Source organism: Halioglobus japonicus, from assembly GCF_001983995.1.
Taxonomy (GTDB): Bacteria; Pseudomonadota; Gammaproteobacteria; order Pseudomonadales; family Halieaceae; genus Halioglobus; species Halioglobus japonicus.
This window is the reverse complement of sequence record NZ_CP019450.1, coordinates 2806610-2826478: the sequence shown is the minus strand read 5'-3', so window position 1 is coordinate 2826478 and position 19869 is coordinate 2806610. Positions and strand designations below refer to the sequence as shown.

General features: G+C 56.7%; 20 protein-coding genes. 14 read left to right on the top strand and 6 right to left on the bottom strand.

All coding sequences use genetic code 11. The features are described 5' to 3' along the window. Positions 1-3: 3 nt before the first annotated feature. The 3 genes from BST95_RS13305 to BST95_RS13295 all read right to left on the bottom strand — a co-directional run bounded on the left by BST95_RS13305 (position 4) and on the right by BST95_RS13295 (position 2749). A complete protein-coding gene (locus BST95_RS13305; protein ID WP_084200098.1) occupies positions 4-1707 on the bottom strand; it encodes a class I adenylate-forming enzyme family protein in 1704 nt (567 codons plus the stop codon). A gap of 143 nt (positions 1708-1850) precedes the next feature. Continuing rightward, positions 1851-2270: a nuclear transport factor 2 family protein gene (locus tag BST95_RS13300; protein ID WP_084200097.1), complete on the bottom strand. Its 420-nt coding sequence runs from the start codon at positions 2268-2270 to the stop codon at positions 1851-1853. A gap of 11 nt (positions 2271-2281) precedes the next feature. Continuing rightward, positions 2282-2749 (bottom strand): type III secretion system chaperone family protein, encoded by a 468-nt coding sequence (locus BST95_RS13295; RefSeq protein ID WP_240500196.1) that lies wholly within the window; start codon positions 2747-2749, stop codon positions 2282-2284. Between the two features lie 121 nt (positions 2750-2870). On the opposite strand from BST95_RS13295, the gene BST95_RS13290 reads away from it, so the two are divergent. Beyond that, positions 2871-3626, top strand: coding sequence for an ABC transporter substrate-binding protein (locus BST95_RS13290; RefSeq protein WP_084200095.1), 756 nt, complete (start codon positions 2871-2873; stop codon positions 3624-3626). A gap of 55 nt (positions 3627-3681) precedes the next feature. On the opposite strand, the gene BST95_RS13285 is transcribed toward BST95_RS13290, so the two are convergent. Then, a complete protein-coding gene (locus tag BST95_RS13285; RefSeq protein WP_084200094.1) occupies positions 3682-4587 on the bottom strand; it encodes a VOC family protein in 906 nt (301 codons plus the stop codon). A 204-nt stretch (positions 4588-4791) separates the two neighbouring features. Here BST95_RS13285 and BST95_RS13280 point away from each other — a divergent pair, with 204 nt between their 5' ends. The 12 genes from BST95_RS13280 (at position 4792) to BST95_RS13225 (ending at position 17697) form a co-directional block, all read left to right on the top strand. Beyond that, complete coding sequence (locus BST95_RS13280) at positions 4792-5232, top strand: Zn-ribbon domain-containing OB-fold protein (protein WP_084200093.1); 441 nt, start codon at positions 4792-4794, stop codon at positions 5230-5232. Positions 5233-5245: 13 nt separating this feature from the next. Further along, the gene (locus tag BST95_RS13275; protein ID WP_229801567.1) at positions 5246-5764 is read left to right on the top strand and encodes a Zn-ribbon domain-containing OB-fold protein; all 519 of its coding nucleotides are present in this window, start codon (positions 5246-5248) and stop codon (positions 5762-5764) included. A 2-nt stretch (positions 5765-5766) separates the two neighbouring features. Beyond that, positions 5767-6837, top strand: a complete 1071-nt coding sequence (locus BST95_RS13270) for a lipid-transfer protein (protein ID WP_084200092.1) — start codon at positions 5767-5769, stop codon at positions 6835-6837. Then, positions 6837-8000: a thiolase domain-containing protein gene (locus BST95_RS13265; protein ID WP_084200091.1), complete on the top strand. Its 1164-nt coding sequence runs from the start codon at positions 6837-6839 to the stop codon at positions 7998-8000. Before BST95_RS13270 ends, BST95_RS13265 begins: the two co-directional genes overlap by 1 nt. A 20-nt stretch (positions 8001-8020) precedes the next feature. Further along, positions 8021-9649, top strand: a complete 1629-nt coding sequence (locus BST95_RS13260) for an acyl-CoA synthetase (protein ID WP_084200090.1) — start codon at positions 8021-8023, stop codon at positions 9647-9649. Between the two features lie 18 nt (positions 9650-9667). Next, a complete protein-coding gene (locus BST95_RS13255) occupies positions 9668-10486 on the top strand; it encodes a crotonase/enoyl-CoA hydratase family protein (protein WP_084200089.1) in 819 nt (272 codons plus the stop codon). Between the two features lie 47 nt (positions 10487-10533). Continuing rightward, entirely contained in the window at positions 10534-11208 is a 675-nt protein-coding gene (locus BST95_RS13250) for a nitroreductase (RefSeq protein WP_084200088.1), read from the top strand. Between the two features lie 8 nt (positions 11209-11216). After that, positions 11217-11987, top strand: coding sequence for an enoyl-CoA hydratase-related protein (locus BST95_RS13245; RefSeq protein ID WP_084200087.1), 771 nt, complete (start codon positions 11217-11219; stop codon positions 11985-11987). Positions 11988-12111: 124 nt separating this feature from the next. Then, positions 12112-14541, top strand: a complete 2430-nt coding sequence (locus BST95_RS13240) for a penicillin acylase family protein (RefSeq protein ID WP_084200086.1) — start codon at positions 12112-12114, stop codon at positions 14539-14541. A 201-nt stretch (positions 14542-14742) separates the two neighbouring features. Further along, entirely contained in the window at positions 14743-15645 is a 903-nt protein-coding gene (locus BST95_RS13235) for an alpha/beta hydrolase (protein WP_084200085.1), read from the top strand. Between the two features lie 232 nt (positions 15646-15877). Then, positions 15878-16291, top strand: a complete 414-nt coding sequence (locus BST95_RS13230; RefSeq protein WP_084200084.1) for a VOC family protein — start codon at positions 15878-15880, stop codon at positions 16289-16291. Positions 16292-16665: 374 nt separating this feature from the next. After that, a complete protein-coding gene (locus tag BST95_RS13225; protein WP_102106149.1) occupies positions 16666-17697 on the top strand; it encodes a midcut-by-XrtH protein in 1032 nt (343 codons plus the stop codon). A 21-nt stretch (positions 17698-17718) separates the two neighbouring features. Here the strand turns inward: BST95_RS13225 and BST95_RS13220 are convergent, their stop codons facing one another. Both BST95_RS13220 and BST95_RS20620 read right to left on the bottom strand, forming a co-directional pair. After that, positions 17719-18123, bottom strand: coding sequence for a reverse transcriptase domain-containing protein (locus tag BST95_RS13220; RefSeq protein WP_240500195.1), 405 nt, complete (start codon positions 18121-18123; stop codon positions 17719-17721). Positions 18124-18167: 44 nt separating this feature from the next. Beyond that, entirely contained in the window at positions 18168-18530 is a 363-nt protein-coding gene (locus tag BST95_RS20620; protein ID WP_189520387.1) for a hypothetical protein, read from the bottom strand. A 297-nt stretch (positions 18531-18827) separates the two neighbouring features. Here BST95_RS20620 and BST95_RS13210 point away from each other — a divergent pair, with 297 nt between their 5' ends. Further along, positions 18828-19673: a DUF3267 domain-containing protein gene (locus BST95_RS13210; RefSeq protein ID WP_084200080.1), complete on the top strand. Its 846-nt coding sequence runs from the start codon at positions 18828-18830 to the stop codon at positions 19671-19673. The last annotated feature ends 196 nt before the right edge of the window (positions 19674-19869 follow it).

Below are 19869 nucleotides of genomic sequence, written 5' to 3'. Positions count from 1 at the left end.
TCCTCAGTTGCCGAGATAGGCCTCTTTGACCTTGAGTTTGTGCAGTTTCTCGCTGGCATTGCGAGGCAGGGCAGAATCGCTTAGGACAATGGTGCGTGGCACCTTATAGCCCGCGAGACGGCCTTTGAGGAAATCTCTCAATGTCGCCTCTTCCAGGCCGGAATCGGGTTCCGGGAAGGCGACCATGACCATTTCCTCACCCATGGCCTCATCGGGTTCGCCGAATACGACCACTTCTCGGACGGACGATAATTCATACGCGGCCTGCTCGATCTCGCCCGGGAAAATGTTCTCACCGCCGCGGATCACGATTTCTTTGATCCGTCCGGTTATGTACAGAAATCCCTCTTCATCGAGCTTGCCCACATCGCCGGTGCTCATCCAGCCGTCCTTGGAAAAGGTGTCGGCATTGGCGTCGGGTTTTTCCCAGTAGCCCTGGGTGCAGCAAATGCCCCGCATCTGAATTTCACCGGGTTCGCCGCTTGCCGTTTCTTCACCGTTCGCAGCCACGAAGCGCATCTCCATGATCGGGGAGATCACGCCGGCGCTGTCGGGACGAAAATCAAACAGGGCGCCGCTCATGGTCGCACCCACGGCCATGGTCTCGGTCATGCCATAGCCAGCTGAGCGGCTTGGATCTTCGATCCGGGCATCAATCAGCTCGGGCAGGCCTGCGGGTGTTGCTGCGCCCGCAGCGCTAATGCGCATCAGCGAGCTGGTGTCGTATCGTTCAAAGTCTGGGTTGTTCAATAGGTCCTGCAGAATAGCCGGAACGGTTGAAACACCCGTGACGCGCTCCTGCTCAATCAGCGCCAGTGCCTGACTGCTGTCCCACTTGTACATCATGACCACTTTCTGGCCCAGCATCATGGGCAGGTAGAAACCGCCCAGCAAGCCGGTGGCGTGGAACAGGGGCACTGTCAGCATGGGCGTCTCACGCTCGGCGCCACCGCGATACTCCCGTGGGCCTCCTTCGAACTCTGCGACAAGCAGACCGAGAAACATCATGTTCATCAGTGCCTGCCCAATGCTGCGGTGACGGTGGAGTACGCCTTTGGGGAAGCCAGTGCTACCGGAGGTATAGAGAATAATCGCACCATCGTCTGGCGAAATATTCGGCGCTGTATAGCTTTGGTCTTCCCCTGCGCTCACCACATCGTCGAACAGGGCTACCTCGCTGGGGCGCTGAAAGTCAGCGCTGGTCGGCACGACAATCGCAGAAATGTTCAGCGCTGCGTAGTCAGCTTCAATCAAGTGGAAGCGCGCTTCGTCGCACACCAGCAGTGAGGCCTTGCAATCAGAAATCGCGTATTCGAGTTCTTCGCGCTTACCCCAGCTGTTAATCGGCACAACAATGGCGCCAATCAGTGTGGCTGCGCAGTATGTGATCATCCACTCGGCGTTGTTGCGCATGGCGATTGCAACGCGGTCGCCTTTTTCGATTTCGTAGTCGCCCTGTAGCTGGGCGGCCAGCGCATCGGCCTCGGCAAAAAGACGTGTATAGGTGTAGCGGCTATCCTCATAGACCAGAAAGTCCAGGGCACCGTGGTTGCGGGCGTTGTTGAGCACTTCCAGCGCAGTGGCGGGGGCGTGCTTGTAGCCCTGGTATTCCCTACCTTCGACCTCGATAGGGCCTACCTCAAAAAAGGCGCCAGAGGCGGTGAGCTCCGCTTTTTTGGCGGAAACGGCAGCACCATTAACGGACATGATTTTTACTTCCACTTGTTCGACTTATCAAACGGGACTATAGCCTAGAAGTGAGGCACGGAGGGTGAATGCTCAGCGGGTAGTGACCGCCAATTCAAGCTATTAAACCCTGCCATGAGCAAAGTTGGGACAGGGGCGGGAGTCTAGCCGTAATCAGGCGGCTGAACGGCGAACAGCGTGGCGGTGTCGAAGAACTCGCGAACCTCGCTGATCAGGCCATCCTCGAAGCGGTACAGCAGGCAGTAGTCGTTCTCGTAGTCCTGGCCGTTGGCGGTCACTGCCTTGAGGGTGAACTGCATGACAACGAAATCCGCATCGGCGATGACGGCGTGATAGTCGTACTGCATGGAGCCAGGCTGGTAGTAATCGTCCACGGCGCCGCCAAACAAGCCGGCGATGGCTTCCAGTCCCTTGAGTTTGCCGTGCATAGGGCTGCTGCGGGGCAGGCGCCATTCGGCGTTCTCGCTGAAGTATTTGGCCATGGGCAGCGGGGTGTCTCCCTCGCGCTGGGCCACAGTCTGGTAGAAGGCGAATACGTGATTTTTATTATTTTCTGCGCTCATGGAAGTCTTCGTCAGTGAAGTGCGTTGGAGCCGGGCTGGGCATTGCCAGCCTGGGCAAAGAGGTAGTCAAGGCGCAGACACTCGTCGGCGATCTGTCGGGTTGCACCAATGACGATGGAGAGAAAGTTGGCGACCTGCTCGAGGGTGAGTCCCGCGCCAGCGGGCAGCACGCCGGCAACCACCAGCTGTGGTGTTGCATCGTCGACCACGTCCTGAAACAGTTTCAGTGTGGGGTACTCCATATTCAGGCGGCCCAGGTCGGCGGCCAGTGGCAACAGCGCCATCGGGCGTATTTCAAGCTCGCTGGTCAGCAATAAACCCCAGGGTTCCAGAAACAGCCGGCTATCGATCAAGCCCTCAATATCTCGCAGTGCCTCGATGTGCAGCCCTTCGCAGTTGCTGCAGACATGGAAATCAACTCTGGACTGGCGCAGCCAATCCTGGAGTAGATTGCGGTCGATTTTGCTGGTTTCACTCAACGTCATGGTTCCTTAGTCGTGTCCGAGCAGTGTAAGCGATCCGGGGATTTAGGTCAGCTTTTCGTTTGCCTGCCTCGGTGTCGGTGGTACATTCTCGCTCAGCATTCGACAGGGTATTACTATGTTCAGACAGATCTTCCTCAGCCTTCTTTTCGCACTCGTGGTGATTCCCGCCCAGGCAGCGGGCGTGCTCATAGTGGGCTTATCCGCAGACTACCCACCGCTGCATTTCAAACAGGATGGGAAAATCTATGGGGTGGAACCCGACAATGCGCGCGCTGTGGGCAAAATACTCAATATGCGCGTTGAACTGGTTGAGCTGCCCTTTGAGGAGCTGTTGCCAGCTCTCGACGCGGGCGACATTGACGTCATTATGTCTGGCATCAGCATCACCGACGCGCGTCTGGAGAAGATGCGCTTCAGCGAGCCGTACTTGAAGGTAGGGCAGATGCCCATTCTGCACCAGAGTAAGCTTGGGACGCACTCGCAGCCATGGGCGATCTACCGCGAGGGCGTGCGCGTGGGTGTTGAGCCCTATACCACCGGGGCCCGTTTTGCTGAAGCCAATCTCGAAAATGCCAAGCTTAAATACTTCGATAACCCGGACGCGGCGTTCGATGGCCTGCGCGCCGACGAGATTGACCTCTACCTACACGATGCCCCCACCAGTTGGCAGCTGGCCAATGCGCCGGAAAATGGTGACCTCATCAGTCTCTATACGCCATTGACGGAAGAGGTGCTGGCCTGGGTGGTGCAGAAGGATAATGCTGCGCTGGAGCAGGAGTTGAACCGCGCGCTTGAGTTAATGAGGGCCAACGGCAGCCTGCAGTACATTCTCAACCGCTGGATTCCGGTGAGTATTGAGGTTGCCAACTAGGCCGTAGCGCGAAAGCGTAAGCCCGGGGCAGATGCTCCCCGGGCTGGCAGAGAGTTTAGTCGTTCATGCCGGGGAAGTTGTATTCGTGTCCCCACAGATCGCCTTCGGTGCTGACCGTGGCCACGTGGGTCTCAGGATCGATCAGCATGCCTTCGCAGCCGAATTCCACGGCAATGCCACCCGGCGCCAGTAGATACACCGAGCACATGTTGTCATTGATGTGACGGCCCAGTGTAGCCAGGAAGTGCGAGCCCGCAGCTTTGGCGCGATCCATGGCGCGGCCCACTTCATCCATGGTTTCCACCTCTACCATAATGTGTACCACACCCAGTGGGTGAGGGCCGTTGAACAGGGCCAGGGAGTGTTGACGCGGATTGTTCGCGTGCATGAAGTGGATCTTCGCGCCGTCCATGCCGGGAGGGTAGAGGATGTCGGTAATGCCCATGCCGATGATCTCGGTATAGAAATCAGTGGTGGCATCGAATTCCAGTGCGGGTAACACCAGGTGGCCAAAGCCCAGGTCACCGGTTTGCTGATAGGTGGTGACGAAGTTGGCAATGCCCTGTGGTGATACGAGCGGGGTGTAATCCAGTTCGCGGCCCCAGTACAGCTCAAGCACATTGCCAGAGGGGTCCTGGGTGGTAGCGAAGGCGGTGACAGCGCGACGCTTGGCTTCCGCCTCTGAGCCAGGGGCTATATCGTGTCCCGCTGCCGTCAGGGCCGAGCAACAGGCGCGGAACGCATCTTCGTCTGGAAATTCCAGGCCTGTGGCGATCAGGCCATCGGCTTCGGCGGGCTCGATCATCAGCCGGAACGGGTGATCATCCAGGCGCAGGTAACGCGCGCCGCTGGCGTCATCGCGCTGGGCCTCCATCAGGCCCAGTACACCGGTGCCAAAGCCCATCCATGCATCCACCTCGGTGGCGCCGATTCGTAGGTATCCCGAAGCTGCTACAGCCATTTAATCTCTCCTAAAGAATTATGCGTGTCGTGCATTATCGTCGAATATGTGCGGCTGGCCATCCCTCAGGTCGGGTAATGCCCTTCTGGTTCATCATAATGATCTGAAAAGTCACTACAGGTTGATCAGCCGCGTCATTGAGCGCAAATGTCAGCTCGCTGATACTGATCGCTCAACTGAATCAGTCCAGAGGAGGGCTGCGGCGTGTCGCAACCAGAAATCCTGAACCAGGAATTTACTCTTGGTTACACCTATACCCGCTCAACCGGGCCAGTCGTAGGGCGCTTTCTCACCGCGCTCAAACTCAGAAGCATTGTCGGCATCAAGGCCACCGACGGTCGGGTCATTGTTCCGCCCATGGAATACGACCCCGATACAGCCGAGGAACTCAGTGAGTTTGTCGAAGTGGGCCAGGAAGGCGAGATCGTCAGCTTTGCCTGGGTTAAGCAACCACGCGAGGCACACCCCATGGATACGCCTTTTGCCTGGGCCATGATCAGGTTGGACGGCGCAGACGTGCCCATGATTCATCGTGTGGCAGCGCGCGATGAAGCAGATATTGCCACCGGCGCGCGTGTGCGGGCTGTTTGGGCTGAAGAAACACGCGGGTATATCGATGATATACGCCATTTCGAGCTTGTGTAGGAGGTAGCTGACAGTGAGTGAAGAAAACGAAATGATCACCGGCATCGAAGTTCCCATTTACCTGAAGTACAACTTTACCGCGGGAGCGGCGCCCGCTCGCTTTCTGAGTCAGCTGAAGAATGGCGTTCTAACCGGTCAGCGTCGGGCGGCGCCGGATGCGCAGGTCTATGTGCCCCCGCGTGGTTCCTGTCCCGCCACTGGCCTGCCAACTGAAGAGGAAGTGAATGTCGCAGACAAGGCCACTGTGCAGTCGTTCACGATCGTCCATATCCCGATTCCCGGCAATGCGATTGAACCGCCATTTGTAGTGGCAAACCTTGTCGCTGACGGTGCCAATATTTCGTTCATCCACTTGATGAGCGAGTGCGACAACGCAGAAGTACGCATCGGACAGCGTGTACAGGCAGTGTGGAAGCCAGAGGAAGAGTGGGATTATTCCATGGATAACATCAAGTATTTCAAACCTATCGAGGAGCCCGATGTGCCTGTAGATGAGATTGGCAAGCTGCCAGTGACCGGGCTGGAGGTTTGATCATGAAAGAAATTGCAATAGTAGGGTACCAACAGTCTGACGCCGTCTCCGATGCAGGGGCGTGCAACGAAGTAGAACTGATCATGCCAGTGCTGGGCCGCGTGTATGAACAGGTCGGTATCGGCAGTGCCCAGGACGTGGACTTCGTATGCTCGGGCTCCTGCGATTATATGCAGGGCGCAGCTTTCGCCTTTGTGATGGGTGTGGACGCCCTGGGCGCAGTGCCGCCTATCAAGGAATCCCATGTGGAGATGGATGCAGCCTGGGCATTGTATGAGTCCATCTTGAAAATCAAGATGGGGCACGCCGATTCCGCGCTCGTATACGGCTTTGGCAAGTCCTCTCCCGGCGAGCTGCCGATCGTGCTGTCACAGCAACTGGATCCCTATTACCTGGCGCCACAATGGATCGATACGATCTCCCTGGCGGCGATGCAGGCGCGCATGATGTTGGATCAGGGTCTTATCACTGAGCGCGATATGGCTGAGGTTGTGTCAGCCTCTCGTCGTAACGCGATGGAAAATAATCCTCACGCGCAGCTCAAAGGCGAGCTGTCTGTGGATGATGTACTCGCACAGGACACGTTTGTGTCGCCTCTGCGCAAGGCAGACATCTGCCCCATTTCTGACGGTGCAAGTGCGATGGTGATCGCAACGGTAGAGAAGGCCAAGGCCTGGGGTAAGCCCTACGCCGTGATCTCCGGCATCGACCATATTATCGAAACCCACAATATGGGGATGCGCGATCTGACGGACTCCCCATCAACGCGTAAGGCTGCAGAAAGAGCGGGTGTGAGTAACGGCAAGGTGGATGTCGCCGAGTTGTATGCGCCTTTCAGTCACCAGGAAATCATCCTCAGCCGAGCACTTGGCTTGTCGGAGGACACCAGTGTTAATCCGTCGGGTGGTGTGCTGGCAGGTAACCTCATGATGGCCTCTGGACTGTCACGGGTTGGGGAGGTGTTTAATCGAATTATTGCCGGTGAGGCGGAACGCGGTGTGGCTCACGCCACGTCTGGGCCATGCCTGCAGCACAACCTGGTTGCCGTGGTAGAGAAAGGGGAGAAAGCCTAATGACAAATTTGGCAGCAGTGGTCGGGATTGGCCAAACGAGTTATACGACCAAACGCGATGACGTATCGATCGCAGGTCTGGTGCGCGAGGCGGCGGTCAATGCCCTCAAAGACGCAGATCTGACCTGGGATGACATCGACGCGGTAATCATCGGCAAAGCCCCCGATATGTTCGAGGGCGTTATCATGCCGGAGATATATCTCACCGACGCATTGGGATGTAATGGCAAGCCCATGTTGCGCGTCCACACGGCTGGCTCGGTGGGCGGCTCAACGGCACTTGTAGCGGCATCACATGTGCAAAGTGGCGCCTTTAAGCGGGTGCTTACCGTGGCCTTTGAGAAACAGTCAGAGTCGAACGCGATGTGGGCCCTCTCAAATCCACAGCCTTTTTCCACCCACCTGAATGCGGGTGCGGGCGGCTATTTCGCACCAATCATTCGCGAGTACATGCGCCGCTCCGGCGCCCCCTACGACGTGGGTATCAAGGTGGCTGTCAAGGATCGACTGCACGGCGCGCGCAATCCTCTGGCGCACTTGCAACTGCCTGAAATCACGATGAAGGAAGTCGAGGAATCCTTCATGCTGTGGGATCCGATCCGTTTCCTGGAATCTTGCCCGTCGTCCGATGGCGCCTGTGCCATGATCATTGCTAACGAAGAGCTAGCAGAAAAGGCATCCAAGCCTCCCGCGTGGATTCGCGGCGTAGCGATGCGCTCGGAGCCGACAATGTTCGCCGGTCGCGATGAGGTGAACCCACAGGCTGGCCGCGATTGCGCGGCGGATGTTTACAAGCAGGCAGGCATTACCGACCCGCGCAAGGATCTCGACTGTGCTGAGGTGTACGTACCGTTTAGCTGGTACGAACCGATGTGGCTGGAGAACCTCGGCTTCGCCCCGGAGGGCGAGGGCTGGAAGCTGACCATGGAGGGCGCAACGTCGCTGGATGAAAATGGCGATATTCCCTGGAACCCTTCAGGGGGTGTGCTGTCATCGAATCCGATTGGTGCATCGGGCATGATTCGCTTTGCCGAGGCTGCACGTCAGGTGCGTGGTGACGCGGGTGACCACCAGGTTGAAGGCGCTAAACTGGCATTGGGCCATGCCTACGGCGGTGGCGCCCAGTTCTACGCCATGTGGGTTGTGGGCGCAGATAAGGCCTAAGTACAGAAGGAGTAGCAGGCATGAATAAACATTTTAATATCGCCGATATGTACGAGATGGTGGCCGATAAAGTGCCGGGGCGCGATGCCCTGGTGTGCGGTGACCAGCGGGCGACCTTTGCTGAGCTCGACCAACGAGCCAATCAGCTGGCTCACTACCTGGCTGCCAATGGGGTGGGCGCGGGCGACCATGTGGGGCTCTATCTCTACAACTGCAACGAGTATCTCGAGGGTATGCTTGCCTGCTTCAAGATCAGGGCGGTGCCGATCAACGTGAATTATCGCTACGTCAAGGATGAGCTGCTGTACATCTTTGATAACGCGGACATGGTTGCCTGTATTCACAATCAGGAGTTCTCACCTCACATTGCGGAGATTCGCAACGCGGCTCCCGATCTGCAAACGTTTGTGCATGTGGTGGATGACAGCGGTGCCGATGTCGATGCTATCGGCTCGGTGGAATACGAGGCCAGCCTGGCGGGGCAATCTGACAACCGCGACTTCGGTGAGCGTGCCGACGACGACCTGTTCATTCTCTACACCGGCGGCACCACCGGTATGCCCAAGGGCGTCATGTGGCCACACAAAGCCGTGTTCTTTGCCGCCATGGGCGGCGGTGGCTGGTTCCACCCCGATGGCGCGATCAGCCAGCCCGAACAAATCGTCGATCGTATCGGTGATTTTCCGATTGTTGGTATGGCCCTGGCGCCGCTCATGCACGGCGCCTGCTGGTGGTATGCCTGTATCCAGATGCTGGCCGGTAACACCGTCGTGCTCAGCCCGTATCGCTCGCTGGTGGGCGAAGAAGTCTGGGACATCGTGGCTCGCGAGAAGGTCAACGCGATCTCAATTGTCGGCGATGCCATGGCCGTACCGCTGCTCGATGCCCTTGAGGCGAATCCCGAGCGCTGGGACCTGAGCTCGATATTCAGTGTGGGCTCCGGTGGCGCTGTGTTCTCCGAGAGTAAGCAGGAAGCCTTCAAGACGCATTTCCCGAACGTATTCATTACCAACTCGTTCGGTTCCTCAGAGTCCGGCAACATGGGCATGGATGGCGGTGGCAAGAAAGGGCAGGGTCTTGGTAATGTCACCAAGAGCGAGTTCATGTCCGTAATTACCGATGTGGAAGGCGAGCCGCATCGTCATGTGCAGCACGGTGAAATGGGCATCTTTGCGCGCGCCGGGCATATCCCGGTGGGCTACTACAACGACCCGGAGAAAACCGCGCGCACGATTGTTGAGGTAGATGGCAACCCCTGGTTGTTACTCGGTGACGAGGCGCGACTTGAAGAAGACGACACAATCACTGTGTACGGTCGCGGCTCCAACTGCATTAACAGCGGCGGCGAGAAAATCTTCCCCGAAGAGGTGGAGCAGGCGCTGAAGGCCAATCCTGCGATTTTCGACTGCCTGGTGGTGGCCACGCCGGATGAGCGCTTTGGCAGCAAAGTAACCGCTGTGGTGGCGTTGCGCGGCGATGCCGCGGTGTCGCTTGCCGAGGTGCAGGAGGCGGCCCGAGAACACATTGCAGGCTACAAGGTGCCTCGCGAGCTACACGTAGTGGACGAAGTCCCGCGCGCCCCGAGCGGCAAGCCCGCGTACCCCAAAGCTCTGGAAATTGCCCTGTCCGGCGATTTCCACCAAGCCTGACAACATTGAGGAAGTAACATGGCTGAACTGGATATAAGCACTGAGAACTGCATTGTTGAGCAGGAGGGCAACGTCCTGATCGTGACGCTGAATCGCCCGGAGGCGAAAAACGCCTTCAGCCCGCAGATGCTGCTGGGTATGTATAAAGCCTGGCGCCTGCTGGATGAAGACGACAGTCTTCGCTGTGCGATTCTGACCGCCAATGGCGATACCTTCTGTGCGGGCATGGACCTCAAAGCCGGTGCGGATGGCGATCACGGGGCTACCGAAGAGTTTATGACGCTCATGGGTGAAGTGCCCAATGTGCACTGGCAGGCGCTGTTGCGTGACAATCGCCCCAACAAACCGATTATCCTCGCCGTTGAGGGCTACGCGCTCGCCGGCGGCACTGAGATTTTGCAGGGCACGGATATTCGGGTCGGTGCCGAGGATGCGGTGTTCGGTGTTACAGAAGTGGCGCGGGGCCTGTATCCCATGTCCGGCTCCACCGTGCGCCTGCGCCGCCAGATTCCCTACTGCCTGGCCGCCGAGATTCTGCTCTGCGGTGAGCACGTGTCTGCACAGCAGGCATTAGATATCGGCCTGATCAACAAGATTGTTCCGAAGGGCACCACATTGGATGCCGCCAAGGAATACGCAGCCAAGATCTGTGCCAACGGACCGCTGGCGGTCAAGGCCGTGGTGCAGTCATTGCGTGAGCACCAGGAGTGTATGAGCGAAGACGATGCCATGGTGGCCTCGGATGCCCTCGCAGGGCCTGTGTTTGCCTCCAACGATGCCAAGGAAGGTATGCGCGCGTTCAAGGAAAAACGCCCCGCGGAGTTTACCGGCACCTGATCTTGCCGCGATAATGGCGCCCCCAACTCAAGACGGATTCCAGACCCATGTCAGACAGCAGTGATATTTTCCAGGCGGTAGTCGAAGGGCGGCGCTCCCTGCGTGCCTTTGAGCCGGAGCCCATTGAGCCGGCGCTGCTGGAGCGCATTTTTAACGTTGCCCAGCGCGCGCCGAGCAACTGCAATACTCAGCCCTGGAACGTGCATGTGGCCTCGGGTGCGGTGCTGGAAAAACTCCGTACTGAAATTCCGGAGCGCTTTATGGGCGGGGACATCAGCATGGACTTTCCCTATGACGGCGTGTATGACGGTGTCTACAAGGAGCGCCAGCACGGCGCCGCTGTGGCCCTCTATGATGCTGTGGGTGTTACCCGTGAAGACAAGGCCGGGCGCCACACCCAGTTCATGCGCAACTTCACGTTTTTCGATGCCCCCCACGTTGCATTCCTGTTTCTGCCCGAACCCTTCGGTTTGCGCGAAGCGGCGGACCTGGGCATGTACGCGCAGACGTTGATGCTCACGCTGACCTCGCACGGCCTTGGCAGCTGCCCGCAGACTGCTTTGAGCTTCCAGGCCAACTTTGTACGGGAAGTATTGGGCGTGCCTGAAACCGACAAACTCGTGTTCGGTATTTCATTCGGCAGGCCTGTGGCCGATGCGCCGGCAAATGGCTGTCAAACGGATCGGGCCGATCTGGCGACGGCCATCAATTTTCATCAATAAGGAAAACTATGAGCGATAAACTGCTTGTCGAGAATCGTGACGGGGTGCTGGTTGTCACCCTGAATCGTCCAGAGCGTAAGAACGCCATCGACAACGATATGTGGGTGGCGATCGAGTCGACCTTCCGCAACGCCGCCAATGACGACGACGTGGTCTGTGTCCTGTTGTGCGGCGCCGGCGCCAATTTCTGCTCCGGCGTTGACCTCTCCAGCTTCGGTGAGGCGGGTGTCGATGCCCAGGCGCTGTTTGATGCAGCAGCTTTGGCGGTGGCTGAATTCGACAAGCCGCTGGTAGCGGCAGTGCAGGGCGCCGCCGTCGGTGGTGGTGCCACCGTGCTGTTTCACGCTGACATGGTGTACGCAGCCGAGTCCTTCCGTCTGCGCCTACCGTTCGCCAGCCTGGGGCTGGTGCCGGAGTGGGCAAGCAGCTATATGTTGCCGGCCAATATTGGCCCGCAACGGGCAGCGGAACTGTTCTACACGGCGGCCTGGGTGGAAGCTGAGCGAGCTCTGGAACTGGGTGTTGTGGCCCGGGTGCTGCCGGAGTCAGAACTCTTCGATCACGCCCTTGCGCAGGCGCGGGAGATCGCCCAGTGGCCGGTGAATTCCCTGCGCGAGATCAAGCGCAGCCTGCGCATGCACCATATGCCTGCGATCCACACTGCCATTGAAGCAGAGAAAGAGGGCATGGCCCGGCAGGCCGGTTCGCCCGAGAATATCGAAGCCATTACCGCCTTCATGGAAAAGCGGCCGCCCAATTTTCGCGAATTGAAGGGCTGACCACTTTTGACTGGTTGGTGGCCAGAATTCACTGGCCATTATTTTTAGGTGCGGCTGTGCAAGGGACTGGCCGATCGGTAAACTATTACGGTTGTTTCATTAACAATTCTAATAGGTACCTCACTTGAGCACTGAACTACCCCGCAAGTTGCGCCTGCCACTGGCTGCATTGGCCTGCAGCGTTATTGTCGCCTGTAGCGATTCCTCCGACCGCAATAACACGCCCGTTGACCCGCCGGTCGATCCCCCCGAGCCTGAATACACCTACGAGACAGATATTATCTGGACTGAGTACGGCATTCCCCATGTCGTGGCCGACGATTGGGGCAGTGGCGGTTATGGCGTGGGTTACAGCTACGCCAACGAAAATTTCTGTACCCTGATGCGTGAGTATGTGCGCGCCAACGGCGAGTCCGCCCGCTATCTGGGCGACGAGGGAAACCTCAATGACGACTTGGTCTACAAACTGTACAACGACGATGAGACCATCGACCGCATCTTCGGGACTTTGTCTGACGACCTGCAAGCCGCGATGGAGGGCTATGCCGCCGGCGTCAACCGCTACCTTAGCGAGACCGGTGTCGACAACCTGGCGGAAGGCGAAGAAGGCTGTCGCGGCGCCGATTGGGTGCGCGAAGTGGATTATCGCGATGTGGTACGACTCGCTCACAAGGCGATCTTGCGTGGCTCCAGTGGCCCGCTGGCCGATTTTAGTACCGCTGTGACGCCACCCCAGGGTATGGCTGCCGTGGCGCCGATGGCGCCGGCTGAACAGGCCGAACTGTTCGCCGGGCTGGACAAGGCGACGGTAACCGCCGCGCTTGGCGTGCCTGAGGGATGGGAAATTGGCAGTAATGCGTATGGCATCGGCGCCGATGCCTCGCAGACAGAATCCGGCATTCTGTTTGGTAACCCGCACTTTCCCTGGCAGGGCAACCTGCGCTTCTTTATGTTTCACCTGACCATTGCGGACGAATACGACGTGATGGGCGCGGCCCTCGGTGGCCTGCCTGCACCGGTGATTGGTTTTAACGAAAACGTCGCCTGGTCACACACGGTAAGCACCGGCGACCGCTTCACCTTCTTCGAACTGTCGCTCAATCCAGACAACCCCATGGAATACCAGTACGACGGCGAGATGCGCGAAATTACCTCACGCTCGGTTACGGCCATTGATGGCAGCGGCGCCGAGGTGGATTACACGTTCTACTTCTCTCACTACGGCCCGATTGTCGACCTGGGCTCTGTCTCACCGCTTCTGGCTGGCTGGCCCAATGCCGCCGGTACGCTGCTGACCTATCGCGATGCGAATCTGGAAAATCTGCGCGGTTTCGACCAGTGGGTGCAAATGGGTAAGGCCGAGAACATGGGCGAGTTTACCGACGCTCTGCGCAGTATTGGTATTCCCTGGGTGAATACGATTGCGGCTGACCGTGATGGCAACGCGTTCTACGGCGATATTTCTGTGGTGCCCAACGTCTCTGTAGCTCAATACGGCAGCTGTATTCGCGGAACGCTGCAGGCGCTGCTGACCGACTTTGGTTTCACCACACTGGAGGGCTCTGATTCCAGTTGCGAGTGGGGCAACGATCCCGATACGCCCGAAGGCGTGTTTGGTTACGACAGCCTGCCTAAACTCGAAACGCGCGAATACGGCGCCAATGCCAACGACAGCTACTGGCTGTCCAACCCACGCCAATTGCTCACCGGCTTCTCGCCCGTGATTGGCGATGAGAATATTGAGCAAAGCATGCGTACCCGGCACACGTTCTCGCTGGCTGAAGCGCGTCTGGCAGGCGGGGATAACCACGGTGCTGATCCCTTGTTCAATATCGATAATGTCCGGGCGATCTCCTATCAGGCAGACAACTACGTCGCGCAGCTGATGCAGAGTGATCTCGCCGATGTCTGTGACGAAACCGCAGACTGGGCCATGTATAGCGCCAATCCCGCTGCCATGACAGAGGCCTGTACGATACTGCGCAACTGGGACGGTGCACACCGACTCGACAGCGTTGGCGGCCATATCTTCTGGGAATTCTGGCAGCGCGCACGCGACATTGAAAACCTCTGGAGTGTGCCTTTTGATGTGACCATGCCCGTGACCACGCCTGCTGTGCTTAACCTCGATCCGGTAGTGGTTGACGCTGTTCGTGTCGCGCTTGGTGGTGGCGTAGACGCGCTGCTGGACGCAGGCATTGCGCTTGATGCCCCCTGGGGTGAGGTGCAGTTCGACGAGAAGAACGGCGAGCGCATCGGTATTCACGGCGGCTCTTCGCGCATGATGTTCAGCGTGATTACCTCTGACCTGATCGATGGCGAAGGCTACTCCAATATCACCCACGGCAATAGCTACATCCAGGCTATTACCTGGGATGAGACCGAGTGCCCGGATGCCTATGCCATTCTGACTTACTCGCAGTCCACTGACCCCGCGTCCGATCACTACGCCGACGCCACACGCCTGTACAGCGAAGGCGGCTGGATTGATATGCCGTTCTGTGACACTGCCCGCGACGAGCAGGAAATAGGGCGAGAGACGATCGCTGAGTAATCATTAACCGCCTCGCGAGGGGTGGGGAGCATAAACCAACGAGGCCTCCTGGATGTGATTCAGGAGGCCTTTTTGTAGGAACAAAGTGTTGCCAGGGAAAATTCACACCAGGCTATCTCGATAGGGAACTGCTACATTGAGGTTGAGTTGCGATTCAACCAACCGGCGACGCAATCTACACAATCGGAACTGGAACCCAGAATGGCGAGCGACAATCTCGAGGCAATCATCGACCTCATCCCGGAAAATTTCGCAGACCCCAATGCCGATTTTCAGGCAGTTCGAAACACCATGGCGCCTTTTCATAATCACCCAACGGACAGCGACCTGCGGATTGACGTCAAAGAAGTGGGTGGTATCAGAGCAGGCTGGTACGAATATGATCGCCACGCCGACCACGCTTGTGTCGCACTTCACTACCACGGTGGCGCCTACGTATCTTGTCCGTTGGATGTGTACCACTTTTACGGCGGTCTCATCGCAAGGGCATTGGATATGCCGGTGGTTATGCCGGACTACCGCCTGGCACCCGAACATCCGTATCCCGCCGCTCCCATGGATTGCTTTAATGCCTATCGAGGATTGCTGGAGATGGGCGTTTCCCCAGAGAAGATTGTTGTACTGGGTGAGTCTTGCGGCGGGGGCTTGGCGGTGGACGCACTATTACAGGCAAGAGATGAAGGGCTTCCGATGCCGGCATGTTTTGTGTCGCTGACGGGGTGGTTCGATTTGAATGTAACGACCAGGCCTTCGGGAAGGGATCCGTTTCTTACGCCGGAATGGGTAAGAAATCGTGGGCTCGATTTCACCGCGGGCAAAGTAGAGCTCGACGACGGCCGTGCCTCAGTCTGCAACGCGAATCTTGAAGGACTACCCCATCTGTTTCTACAGGTCGGCGAATACGACACCATGGCCAAAGGCGCACTGCGACTGGCTGAGCGTGCAACGCTGGCGGGAGTGAAAGTTACCCTGGAAAGCTGGCCGGAAATGATACACGGCTGGCACGGTCTGTTGGATTCTGGAATACCCGAAGCGGAGGAAGCCTGGGCTCAGATTAAGCACTTTGTCGACTGGAAACTGCAGCGGGAAAAGTATGCAAGCTGATGAGGCCAAGCTAAAGCCCTGTCGGGGCCGGTATCTCCCACACAAGTAACACAGATCCCAGGGTCAGCTAAGCGTCCCCTTCCCGTCATTCCTTTGAAGGCCGGAATCCAGTGTCAGCTTTGGGGCTGTGGGTTCAACCCTTCGATCCCGAACGACCGCTTTCGCCTAGAAACGGACTTTTGCGCTACCATGGTTTGAAGGAGCTTTTTCTGACTAGCGGAGAAAATTGTTCATGTCAGTTTCGTTTACTCATCTTGCTTTGCACGTTCGTGACCTTGAAGCGTGTGTTGCTTTTTATACGTCATATGCGCAAATGCAATTGACTCATAATCGAGTTAACCAGGGGAAGCGGGTCGTCTGGTTGGCTCAGGCTGGTAGGGAAAAAGAATTTATTGTCGTACTTATCCCCGGTGGTCCCGGCCGGGAGCAGGCCCCTGCAGACTACTCTCATCTCGGTTTTGCTGTGGACAGTAAAGAGGCTGTCGATACTATCGCAGATATGGCTCGATCAGATGGTATCTTGGAGTGGGAGCCACGGGAGGAGCCATATCCAGTAGGCTACTACTGCGGAATAAGAGATCCAGATGGCAATTTCGTTGAGTTTAGCTTTGGGCAGCCGTTAGGCCCGGGCGCGGAAGGAAACTAAATTAGTAAACTTAAAGCGATGGCCTCTGAGATCATTCATCTTGACTGATCAAAGTCCGCTTTCGCCTAATTGCGGTCTCTTGATATAGTTTCGCGAGCGTCCGCTTTCGTCCACAAAGCGGACATGAAGCGTTGTATCCGACAAACATCCTCTCCGCTCAAAAATGAACGCCCCGTGCTTCTGAAATCCGTGTGTAACGGTCATAATTCGAAGGGAAGCTTTGATTGCCTCATATTATTGAGCCGAATCGCGGCTCAGTATTGTTGCGTTGTCAGTTAAACTCAAGTAAAACCAAGTATAGCCGCACTACAATATCAAGCGCATGGAAGGCAGCGCGTGCTTTCAAATAACAAAATGGTAACCAGGGGACTAACATGAGCATCAAGCACGCATGGGCGGCGATTTCATCGCTGACACTCTCTTCAGTCGCATTCGCGCAAACAAGCGGTACCCTGACATATGGGCCTGCGTCAGTGACCGCTGCTCCGACTCCCGTTGATTCAGTCGCACCGGCAGTGCCCGTGCCGATGCCTTCGCTGCTGTTAATACCGCTTGGCGTTTTGTTGGCGCTGGTTGGCTATCGCGCATTGCGCGGCCCGCAGGGGCGTAAATTATTGAGTGTGATGTTATTGGGGGCGGGTCTCACCCTGAGCGCATTGGGTAGCCTGAACATTCCCCAGGCACTGGCTAGTATTATTCCGCTTGAGCTGGACAACCCTGAAGGCGGGGAAATTGATCTACCTGTCGAGCCGGCGCAAATCAGTAATACCTCTGGCGTAGCGCTGAAGCTGGGTTCCTTGAGGATAGATGATAGCTGTACTTCCCAACCCCCGCCCACCACGCAATGCGAGAGCGGCCTCATCCTTGAATCGGGTGACAGTTGCGCCGTCGATTACGACTGCAAGAAAGTTGTGTTCGTTACGAGCACCACTCAACCCGGAAATTTGGGAGGTCTTGGCGGTGCAGACGGAATTTGCACAGATCTGGCGGCTTCGGCCGGTTTGCAAAATCATGGCAATTACAAGGCATGGTTATCTGACAGCGTAAAGGACGTAGCGTCCAGATTCGCTCCGAGTGATTACGAATACCGCTTGGTCGATGGCACGGTTATCGCGAGCGGCTTCTCCGACATCACTGATGGTCGACTGAGGGAGCCTATTGATCTTGATGAGGGCGGCACACAGCTGCCTTCGGATTACTTGTATGCTTGGACAGGAACGGACAAGTTTGGAAACCTTAGCGACTATTCCGGTAATCAAGTTTTTGACACTTGCGCTGATTGGGCAACCTCTATTGATGCATTTTCTGGCAACGCGGGCTATAGTCTCAGTATCGATATTGATTGGACCGAATCGTACCTTCCTTCCTGTGACACTTTGTCTCGGTTGTACTGTTTCGAGCAATGAAAGACTGCGCCTCACGGCACGTCACGGTGCGGGTGACAGTCTGCTCGTGGCCCCGGTGAGGGCCTTCTGTTCGACCAGCACCTGCGTTCCGGGTAAACCCGCACACACCCAACGCCACCAGCGTGTTGCGTAAGCCCCAATGCGGGCGTTGCCCGCACCTTGCTCATAAAGCTGGGTGATTCGCTCACGAAAACGCGCGATGGTGTCTTTGGCTGGCCTCACGCCAGCACGGGTGTGGTGGTAGCCCAGAAACGTAAAGCCCCGGTCTATCTTGCCCACCCAGGTTTTGTCTGGATGGGTGCTGAGTTTGAGCTGCTGCAAGGTCTGCTGGATTAGGCGAATACCCCGCCTGAGTTGGTGACGGCGAGGCGTCATGATGACCCAGTCATCCATGTAACGCACATAGGCAATGCCAGCGCGGTCCATCACATCATCCAATGGCTTGAGATAGATGGCCGCTAACAGCGGACTCAGGGGCGAGCCCCCTTCAGGCCTCCCTGGCCTTTTACATGAGTACAGCGCGGCGAGACCGGCAAGGCTGAGCCCAGTACCATCGCCATCGCTTTCTGTACCAGGGCATCTTCGGCACACCACAGGTGGATGGGCTTGCCGTTGGCACTCAGCAGCCGCTGCTGCGGTCTAAATTGATAGTCGCGGCTGCGCAGTTGCGCAATGAGTGCGGGTCGACGGGTCTGCCAATGAAAACGCAGATGCCAAATATCGGCATTAGCGGGGTAGCGACTGCGCTGGTTGCAGAGCCAGGTGTAGGCTTGGTCAATGGTTCTGTCACAGGCGATGGCATCAAGCAGTGCTGACTCGAGCGGTCTATTCATAGGGCGATCCAAGCGCACAGGCGGCTCCGTGTTGACTCTGATAGAAGCATAGACCCGTTTGCCCGCAGTGACAGTGTGCAGGCTTGAGTGCCCGCTGAGTGCAACGACAGATATGCGATTTTATACCTCTGTCCCCGGAGCGATATGATCTATGAGACTATAAAGCCGGCAAGAAAAGAAGATTGATCAACGTCCGCTCTTGGCCCCTTAGCTGCCCTTTGGTACAGCTAGAAGCCCGAAAGCTTTGGCTAACCTGCGTTTCTACTCACGCTAAGTAACATAGGATTTTAAGATGGCATGGAAGCTAGAACTAGAAAGATGCTGAGAGTAATTGCACGAATTCTTTTACTAGTTACGACAGGCGACACCGCCTACGCTACGTGGCTATGGATACAGTCAGATCCAACTGAGGTTGGATCTGGCCCACTAGCGGATGTGTGGCTTGGTTGGGCCCTGGTTTCAATCTGTCTCGCTCCCATTGCATTCACGCTTCGTTTCGAAAAGTGGAGAATTTTCGGTGGTCGCTCATCTTGGAGTGCTGCACACGGTCGTGACGTCGCGGGTTTAGTAAAATTTCATGTCGGAGCACCACCGGAGAACACAAGGCATAACCTAGAAAAGTATATTCGGCTAAAGGAGCCAAGCAAAGATGAGTTCCGTCGAATAATGAAGTACCTTTCGGTGGCAATGACCTTATTCTTTGCAGCTCTTTGGTGGGTGGTTGATCCTCTTATTTTTAGCAATTTGCTTGATACTAGTCCGTTCGTGGTGCTCTTGGTGATTGTCTTTCTTGTACCTATTCATGAGCTGCTTCATGCTGCAATTTATCCGCTAGGTAATCGTCGTGAAATCCTTTTTGGTTATTGGCCGGAGATGTTTGTCTTCTATGCGTCATACCAAGGGCGCCTTAGTAGGAACAGGTGGCTCCTTGTGTATGTTTTTCCGTTTGTTGTACTGTCATTCGTGCCATTGCTAATCGTACTCTTTTTCTCCGTTCCTCCATGGTTAGCGGTTTCATCGATTATCAACGCTGGAGCCTCTGTTGGAGACTTGGTGGCAGTGGCCATGATTCTCAGACAAGTTCCTAGCCAGAGCGTTATTGTCCAAAACGGTTGGGACACATTCTGGCAGCGAATGACATGAAACCGCTGGAATATTTGATTGAGGAGATGTGAAGTTGCTGCTCATGGCCCCTAGGAAGTCGAGAGTGAGCTTTGAAGAGTATCCTTAGAGCACTAGCAGGAGCAGTTTGCTTGCTCACGTTGTGGACATTTTTCGACCGCTTATCGAGCGCCGATAGAGACTGGTTTCAACTGCTGATCGCAACAATTGTAGTATT